We start from the raw sequence: 8171 nt of genomic DNA on the forward strand, positions 1-8171 counted from the left end.
TGACTGATGTGGCCACCTTTAGCATGATCTTCTGACTGATGTGGCCACCTTTAGCATGATCTTCTCCCGCTTCAAATTCTTCATGTTGGCAGCATTGATGGAATGCTTGCGGCTGCCGCGCCACATCGAATCCGCAGACCACGAGCTAGTATTGGTGCCCGGTCCACAAAAAGTCAAAGGAACGTCGGGCATGACGATGCCCCATCGATGGAGTCTGGCCTGAGCGGTGTGGAGTAGTTGAAGTTATTGCAACCGTGCTCTATGGTCAAATGGCGAATCGGGCGGAAAGTGCATCTCAGTTGGTGCCGCATTGGTAAGTTGCCATCGGCGACCCATTCCGGCGGCAACTTCGGTGAAAAGGCCTGGCCAGGACCCCGCATGCCCCGCACGTAGATGCAAAGGCCTTGCGCTACATGCGCATATGCCGCGCCGGGCCAATGCGCCTTCGCACGCGAAGCGCTAGTCACCCGTCAAGTGCTTTGAACAGTCGAGAGGAGCGGCCATGATTCCATGTGGTAAGCGACTGGCTCAGACCATATGCGCGTGGTTCCTCATTGGACTGGTGTTCGCATCAGGCACTGTCAATGCCCAGGACCAGGCCGCGCCAACCTTCAAGCCAGAGGAAATCGAGGCGCTGGTCGCGCCGATTGCCCTTTATCCGGATTCCGTGCTGTCGCAGGTCCTGATGGCATCGACCTACCCGCTGGAGATCGTGCAGGCGGCGCGCTGGGTCAAGGCCAACCCCAGCGTCAAGGGAGATGCGGCGGTCAAGGCGGTGAGCAACGAGAAGTGGGATGTCAGCGTCAAATCGCTGGTTGCCTTCCCGCAGATCCTGGAGCCGATGAGTGACAAGCTCGAATGGACGCAGAAGCTGGGCGATGCCTTCCTCGCGCAGGAGAGCGACGTGCTCGCCGCCGTGCAGCGCCTGCGGGGCCGCGCGCAGCAATCGGGCAACCTGAAATCGAATGAGCAGCAGAAGGTGATAACCGAGACCGGGACCGTCTCCGGCCAGCCGGGGCAGACCATCGTCAAGATCGAGCCTGCCAGCCCGGAAGTCATCTATGTGCCGGCATACAACCCCTCGGTGGTGTACGGCGCATGGGGCTATCCGGCCTACCCGCCCACCTACTGGCCCCCCTACCCAGCCTATTACCCTGGCGCCGCACTGGCCACCGGCTTCGCGTGGGGTGTCGGCCTGGCGGCAGCCGGCGCGATTTTCGGCAACTGCAATTGGGGGGGTGGCGACGTCAATATCAATGTCAACAAAGCCACCAACATCGACCGGAATTTCGACCGCACCAAGACGCAGAATGGGAAGTGGCAGCATGACGCCAGCCACCGCAAGGGCGTCGCCTACCGCGATAACGCCTCGCGCGAGAAGTTCGGCCGCAGTGTGCCGGGCGCCGACGGGCGCAATGATTACCGGGGCCGCGGCGATGCAGGCGGCCGCCAGGGCGCGGCTGACCGGGGCAGCGCCGGTGATCGTGCCGGCGTTTCCGATCGAGCGGGAGATCGCGGGGGGGAACGTGCAGGAGACCGTGCGGGGGACCGCGGCGGGCCGTCTAACCGGGCTGGCGCTGCTGGCGATCGAGGTGGCGCGGGCGGCGGCGCAGGGGGCAATCGAAGCCAGGCAGCAGACCGCCAGGGCGGGCGCGACAACGCCTTCCAGGGTGTCGGTGGCGGCGGTGCGTCCTCGCAGCGGGATTTCGACCGTGGACGCAGCAGCGCGCAAGCCTCGCCGGCCGGGCGCGGCGGCGGCGGTGGCTACAGCGGCGGCGGACGTGCCGGTGGCGGTGGCCACAGCGGCGGCGGCGGACGTGGTGGTGGTGGCGGCCGCGGCGGCGGTGGCAGGCGCTAGGGAGAATGGCTATGCTAATCACCGCTCGTTTTGCCCGACTCCCGCTTGGCGCAATCGGCATTCGGATTGCCGTGGCGCTGTGCCTGGCCACCTGCATCCTGGGCACCGCCCACGCGCAAAAAGCATTCCCCACGCCAGAAGCGGCCATGACGGCTTTTGGGGCGGCTGTTGCGAACAATGACGAGGCAGCCCTGAAGTCACTGCTGGGCAATGACTTCCGCACGCTGATCCCACCTGCCGACGCGGAAATCCGCAGCCGCTTTCTCACGGCGTGGGAGGCTTCCCATGCCGTGCAACCCGTAGATGAAAAACATGCCCGGATCGCCGTCGGCACCGATGGCTGGACGCTCCCCTTGCCCTTGGTGAATTCCGGCGGGGGCTGGCGCTTCGACACCCGCGCCGGTGTGGAGGATATGCGCTTGCGCCGTATCGGGCGCAATGAATTGGCCGTCATGCAAACCATGCTTGCCATTCATGACGCGCAGAACGACTACGCCCAGTCCGACCACGACGGCTCCGGCATGGTTAGCTATGCCGCCAAGCTTGCCAGCTCGCCAGGCAAGCAGGATGGCTTGTACTGGCCGACGCAGGCTGGCGAGCGGCCGAGCCCGCTGGGCGAAGCCTTCGCCACGGCCGGTGCCCGCGCAAAGGAAGCGGGAGGCTATCACGGGTACCACTACAAGCTTCTGACGAAACAGGGCCGGCACGCACCCGGCGGCGCATTCGACTATATGGTGCGCGGCAAGCTCTTTGGCGGCTTCGCCGTGATAGCGTGGCCGATCCGATACGGTGACACCGGCGTGAAGAGCTTCATGGTGAGTCACGCCGGGCAGCTCTATGAGAGTGATCTCGGGCCCGAAAGCGCCGCCAAGGCTGCCGCGACCACCTCGTTTGATCCCGGTCCAGGCTGGACCAAGGTAGAGCCGCAATCGGTCGGGGCGCCGCGCAATGCTGGTCACTAGCAGCATCCACGCCAATCAAGTCCCGTTGCAGTCCCGGGCTTTACGCGGCGATTGCGGGACCGGTCGCATTACCTGGCGCTTCGCGCACCGGATAGCGGGTGCGCCACGAATGCCGCCCGTTCCTTTGCCTGATCAGCGATCAACTGTTCTGGCAGCGGGTCGGGGACGTGCCGCCCGATAGCGTGCCAGGCGACCAGGAGCAGGTTTGAATTGCCATTCTCGCCTCATGTCGTCACCGTGTCGTCCTGCCGGACTGGTGCTGATCGGCGCATCGGTCCTCGTAGGCTGCGCGCGCGTGGGGCCGGATTTCCAGGCACAGCACGATCCCTGGACCGAGCACTGGACTACCCCGGCTGTCGAACAGGCCAGCCAGCAGCGCCCGCAGTCCGATATGCGCGAGTGGTGGAAAGTCTTTTCGGATCCTGTTCTTGAACATCTGATTGCGGCTGCCGATGCCAACGATGCCGGCCTGAAGATTGCCGGCCTGCGCGTGGTGGAAGCCCGCGCCCAGCTGGGCATTGCCCTGGCCGGGCGGTACCCGCAAGTGCAGCAGGCCAGGGCCGACGCCTTGTACGCGCGTAGCAGGAAGACCGGCATTCCTGGTGAAAGCAGCGGTGTCTGGCAATACAGCGCGGGTTTCGACATTGGGTGGGAGCTGGATTTCTGGGGACGGTTTGCCCGCGCCATCGAGTCGGCGGACGCGGCCTATTTCGCCGCCGAAGCCAATCATGAAGACGCCCTGGTACTGCTGCACGCGCAGCTCGCGCAAACCTACTTCGACCTTCGCACCGCCGAGGCGCGCCTGCGCATCGCCCGCGAGAATGCCCGGCTGCAAAAGCGCAGTTTCGAAATTACCGAGCGGTTGTTCAAGAGTGGGGAAAGCGATGAGCTCGACCTCCAGCAAGCCAAGACCCAGTACCTGGGCACCCTGAGCAGCATCCCCGATCTGGAAAACCAGATCTTGCGCGCCCGCAATGCGCTGGCGATCCTGATCGGCCGCCCCCCGGGTCCCTTGCCGGAACTGCAGGAACTGCTCGAGAAGGAGGGTGTGATCCCGCTGATCGATCACGCGGTGTTGCAGGACGTGCCCGCCAACCTGCTGCTGCGCCGCCCCGATGTCCGTTCAGCCGAACTGCAGGTTGCCGCCCAGTCGGCGCTCATCGGCGTGGCCAAGGCCGATCTTTATCCGTCGGTCACGCTGCTGGGGAGCATCGGGTGGTCAGCCACTTCGCTGCCGGGAACGCCCGGCGGGTGGGTCCTGATCGGTGGCCCCAGCGTGCAGTGGAACCTGTTCGACTATGGCCGCATCACGAACAATGTGCGAGTACAGGACGCACGCCTGCAGCAGCGGATCGTCACCTACCAGGATACCGTGCGCCAGGCGGCGCGCGAAGCCGACGATGCGGCCACCGGGCTGATCAAGGCGCTGGAGCGCGAAACGATCCTGCGCGAAGCGTCGCAGGCAGCGAACCGCTCGCTGACACTGGCCAATGCCCTCTTTCGCGAAGGGTACTCGGAGTTCCAGCGTGTGCTGGATGCCCAGCGCGCGCTGGTCGCCCAGCAGGATGCTTACCTGCTCAACCGCGGCAATGCAGTGAACAATCTCATCGCGCTTTACAAGGCGATGGGCGGCGGCTGGTACACGTCCCTGCCGCTGGTCGACGCGGCCACCCGTCAGCAGATGCAGCAGCGTACCGATTGGGGCGACTTGCTGAACGAGACAGGCCGCCAGCCACGCAACTCCAACGTCCCCGTGCCGAGGGTGAGCCCGGATGAATGACACACCGCAACCCCCCGCGTCCCCGCCGCCGGACGCACCGGCGCCCGCAGCCGACCCGACGAAGCGGGGAGTCAGGTGGGTAGTCGGCCTGATTGCGCTGAGCCTGGCCTGGTACCTGCTGGCCGACCGGTACACGCCGTATACACAGCAAGCGAGGGTCCAGGCCTTTGTCGTCCCGGTGGCCTCTGAAGTGTCGGGCCGGGTGGCCCGGGTGCAGGTGCGCAACAACCAGAACGTCCTGGCCGGAGACGTATTGTTCGAGGTCGATCCGCAGCACTATCGCATTGCACTCGACCGTGCCCGCGCCGATCTCGAGTCCATGCGGCGGCAGATCGGCGCAAGCACCGCCGGCATCGCCTCGGCCCAGGCATCCCTGCGTGCCGCCCAGGCCAATGAACTCAAGGCACGCCAGGACAGCGATCGCCTTGAGCGCCTGTATCGTGAAGACCAGGGAACTGTTTCGCTTCGCCGTCTCGAGGTGGCCCGCGCCACGCACGTACAGGCCGTCAGCCAAGTTGCCGCAGCCCGTGCCGAAGTCGAGCGCGCGCGTGAGCAAGAGGGGGGCAGTGAAGAAGACAACGCCAAGCTGCGCAGCGCTGCAGCCAATGTGGACAAGGCCGAACTGGACCTGGCCAACTCGCAGGTGCGTGCGCGCACGGCGGGCCTGATCACCGATCTGCGCACCGAAGCCGGCCAATATGCCGCCGGCGGAAGCCCGGTGATGACGCTGATCGCCATTCACGACGTCTGGGTAAGCGCGGAAATGACCGAGAATAACCTCGGCCGCGTCGAACCCGGCACGTCCGTCGCCATCGTGCTGGACGCCTACCCGGGCAAGGTACTGGACGGCCGTGTCCGCAGTATCGGTTATGGGGTCAGTGTGGGCCAGAGCACGCCGCCCGGCAGCCTGCCGACGATACAGAACAGTCGCGACTGGCTACGCCCGGCCCAGCGCTTCCCCGTGGTCATCGAATTCGCCCCGGGCGAGCTGGCCAAACTGCACGGCGTGCGCGTGGGCGGGCAGGCCGAAGTCATGGCGTTCCCCACCCAGGGCAATCCGCTCAACCCCCTTGGCCACCTGTTCCTGTTCGTCATGAGCTGGCTGTCCTATGCCTACTAATGGTGATGGCGGCCATGCCCGCTGAGCCCGCTCGCCTTTCCCGGCGTCCGCTGCGCCTGGCATCCGGCGCCGCGCTTTGCCTGGCGACCAGCTTCGGATTAGGCTGGTCCCTCCCGGTGGTGGCGCCGGTACTTGGCCTGTTCGTGATTGCCTCTCTCGACCGCCCCCTGCCGCTCAAGGCCGGGCTGGGCCTGGCGCTGGTCGTCATGCTGACGACGGGCAGCGGCCTGCTGCTTCTCCCCTTTCTGCGCTATTACTGGTTCAGCGGCGTGCTTTTGACCGGCCTGCTCCTCTTCCTGGCATTCCGCTATGGCCTGCGCGGCGGAAACAATCTGGTCGCCACATTCCTGGCGGCTGGCCTGACCATGATTTCCGCGGCGGGCACCGCCGATTTCGGCCTGGCCGTCACGGTGATCGGCGCCCTCGTCAAAGGACTCCTGCTGGCCGTGCTGGCGCTGGCTCTTGTTCACTGGCTGTTTCCCGAACCCGCAGGCGGGCGGCCTGCGCGGGCCGCCCAGGTACTGCCGAACAGCGTGGCCGACTGGATGGCGCTACGCGCGGCGCTGGTGGTAATGCCGGCGTTCCTGCTGGCGCTGAGCGATCCCGCCGCCTACCTGCCGATCATCATGAAATCGGTCAGTCTCGGCAGGCAAAGCTGCACGACCGCCCGCGGTGCCGCGCGCGAGTTGCTTGGTTCCACGCTGTTCGGCGGCCTGCTGGCCATCCTGTTCTGGTCCGCACTCAGCCTGTTCGTGCACCTGTGGATGTTCTTTCTATGGATGCTGCTCTTCGTCCTGGTGGCAGGAGGCAAGCTGTATGCCATCAGCCCGACGCGTTACCCGCCCGGCTTCTGGCTGAACAGCCTGGTAACCATGGTCATCCTGCTGGGCCAGTCGGTCCAGGACAGTGCGGCCGGCAAGGACGTCTTTACCGCTTTCGCCGTACGCATGGGGCTGTTCGTCGGCGTTACCCTGTATGCCTGCCTGATGCTCTGGCTTCTGGACAAACCCGGCCGCATACCATTGCCCGCTCCCTGATGGAGTAAACCATGCTGCACCATGTACTGGCCGCCGCTCCCGTCATGCTTCTCTGCCTGTTGCTGCAGGGGTGCGTTGTTGCCGTCTGCTTGCGCCGCTACGCGCGCTTCCGGAATAGCCGCCTCGGGCATGAATCACTGTGGACCGATATCTTGCTGCTGTCGCTGGTGATGGTGCTGACACTGTTCGCCAACTTCATGCAAATGGTCATCTGGGCGGTGCTGTTCATGATTCTCGGCGAATTCAGCAATTTCCCCACCGCGCTCTATCACTCCGGTGTCAACTTCGCTACATTGGGCTATGGCGACATTGTCATGTCCGAGGAGTGGCGCCTGCTCGGCCCGATTGAGGCGGCTAACGGCATCCTGATGTTCGGCGTCTCGACCTCGGTGATGACCGCCGCGGTATCGGATGTGATCAAGTACAACATGTCTCGCCTGGGGCAGGACAAACCGCATTAGGCCCGACCCGGCTGCTACGGCGACGGAAATGTGCTCCGGCAAGACTACCGTTGGCCTGGTCGCCGCCGGTCGTGCCCGAAACAGGCGGATCAAGCGCGCCAGCGAAATCATCGTTCCACCGGAGAGCGTATGCGTATGTCCCGGAAATTTATCCTGGCCAGCCTGATGGCACTTGGTTTTTCCACGGCTGGCATGGCACAGCCCGCAGCGGGCCAGGGTGCCGAAAATGCCATATCCGAGGCAGTACAGGGTGGCGCCAGCCCCTATCGTCCTCCGTCCGCCGACTCCGCCAGTGCCGAGGATGCCGCGCGCGCCAAGTGCGAGGCTCTGAAGGAGCAATTCAACGCCACCTCGAAGCAGCCGTCCTACCAGTCGCCCGGGCCGGCAACACAGAACGCGCAGGGGCGCACTATTCCCAAGATCGAGCGCGACCAGTCACGCAAGTCATTGCAGGAAACTTACCGCGCCAATTGCACGTAGCGAGAGGGCGGCGCGCCCCCCTGCTTCCGACACTTGATCTGCTGTCCTGGAACCCGAACCCGGGCAGGCAACGGAATTTTCCGTGGGCGTCACGCAAGGCCTGATGAGGTACATGTCAGGCGTAAATCTCCATAAAGTCCCCATGCGCCGCGTCGCCGCTTAGCCCCGCTTTGGCAGCGGTCGCCGGGGGACTGGCCCGGCGTGTCGCGCAACTGCAGACACCCGATGCYTGTTGTGTTGGTTTTTGCCCGCCAGATTTAGGCCGCCGCGCACCGTGCGCTGGCGCCATTTTCCCCGCCTCGAAAAATTTCTTCCCAGGCCCCGCCTGCGTTTGCGGGCGATTCACGCTGACCTGCCCCGCCTTGGCACACTCCATGCGTTTGTACCTCCCGAGCGCAGAAACAATGCTCGAACCAACCGAACCCAAGTCCCAATCGCTCCCAAGGAGAACTGCCATGACTACCACCCTCGCC

General features: G+C 64.8%; 7 protein-coding genes. All 7 read left to right on the forward strand.

Annotated elements, in window-relative coordinates; all coding sequences use genetic code 11:
* The first annotated feature begins 502 nt into the window (after positions 1–502).
* The 7 genes from AC1DKD_RS36230 (at position 503) to AC1DKD_RS36260 (ending at position 7698) form a co-directional block, all read left to right on the forward strand.
* Positions 503–1858 carry a DUF3300 domain-containing protein gene (locus AC1DKD_RS36230; RefSeq protein WP_477104499.1) on the forward strand — a complete coding sequence of 452 codons (1356 nt, stop codon included), beginning with the start codon at positions 503–505 and terminating at the stop codon, positions 1856–1858.
* Positions 1859–1869: 11 nt separating this feature from the next.
* Positions 1870–2820, forward strand: a complete 951-nt coding sequence (locus AC1DKD_RS36235) for a DUF2950 domain-containing protein (RefSeq protein WP_441637371.1) — start codon at positions 1870–1872, stop codon at positions 2818–2820.
* A 226-nt stretch (positions 2821–3046) separates the two neighbouring features.
* Positions 3047–4600, forward strand: a complete 1554-nt coding sequence (locus AC1DKD_RS36240; protein WP_441637380.1) for a TolC family protein — start codon at positions 3047–3049, stop codon at positions 4598–4600.
* Positions 4593–5720 (forward strand): HlyD family secretion protein, encoded by a 1128-nt coding sequence (locus tag AC1DKD_RS36245; RefSeq protein WP_441637373.1) that lies wholly within the window; start codon positions 4593–4595, stop codon positions 5718–5720. Before AC1DKD_RS36240 ends, AC1DKD_RS36245 begins: the two co-directional genes overlap by 8 nt.
* Before the next feature lie 14 nt (positions 5721–5734).
* Positions 5735–6757, forward strand: a complete 1023-nt coding sequence (locus AC1DKD_RS36250; protein ID WP_477112000.1) for a DUF2955 domain-containing protein — start codon at positions 5735–5737, stop codon at positions 6755–6757.
* Positions 6758–6768: 11 nt separating this feature from the next.
* Positions 6769–7218 (forward strand): ion channel, encoded by a 450-nt coding sequence (locus tag AC1DKD_RS36255; RefSeq protein WP_441637377.1) that lies wholly within the window; start codon positions 6769–6771, stop codon positions 7216–7218.
* A gap of 129 nt (positions 7219–7347) precedes the next feature.
* A complete protein-coding gene (locus tag AC1DKD_RS36260) occupies positions 7348–7698 on the forward strand; it encodes a hypothetical protein (protein ID WP_441637379.1) in 351 nt (116 codons plus the stop codon).
* Positions 7699–8171 lie beyond the last annotated feature (473 nt).

This window comes from Cupriavidus sp. 05T313 (genome assembly GCF_056396665.1).

Bases quoted from the DNA above. Each gene is read 5' to 3' on its own strand.
- AC1DKD_RS36250 (WP_477112000.1), top strand. From the start codon at position 5,735: ATGCCCGCTGAGCCCGCTCGCCTTTCCCGGCGTCCGCTGCGCCTGGCA.
- AC1DKD_RS36230 (WP_477104499.1), top strand. From the start codon at position 503: ATGATTCCATGTGGTAAGCGACTGGCTCAGACCATATGCGCGTGGTTC.
- AC1DKD_RS36240 (WP_441637380.1), top strand. From the start codon at position 3,047: ATGTCGTCACCGTGTCGTCCTGCCGGACTGGTGCTGATCGGCGCATCG.
- AC1DKD_RS36245 (WP_441637373.1), top strand. From the start codon at position 4,593: ATGAATGACACACCGCAACCCCCCGCGTCCCCGCCGCCGGACGCACCG.
- AC1DKD_RS36260 (WP_441637379.1), top strand. From the start codon at position 7,348: ATGCGTATGTCCCGGAAATTTATCCTGGCCAGCCTGATGGCACTTGGT.
- AC1DKD_RS36235 (WP_441637371.1), top strand. From the start codon at position 1,870: ATGCTAATCACCGCTCGTTTTGCCCGACTCCCGCTTGGCGCAATCGGC.
- AC1DKD_RS36255 (WP_441637377.1), top strand. From the start codon at position 6,769: ATGCTGCACCATGTACTGGCCGCCGCTCCCGTCATGCTTCTCTGCCTG.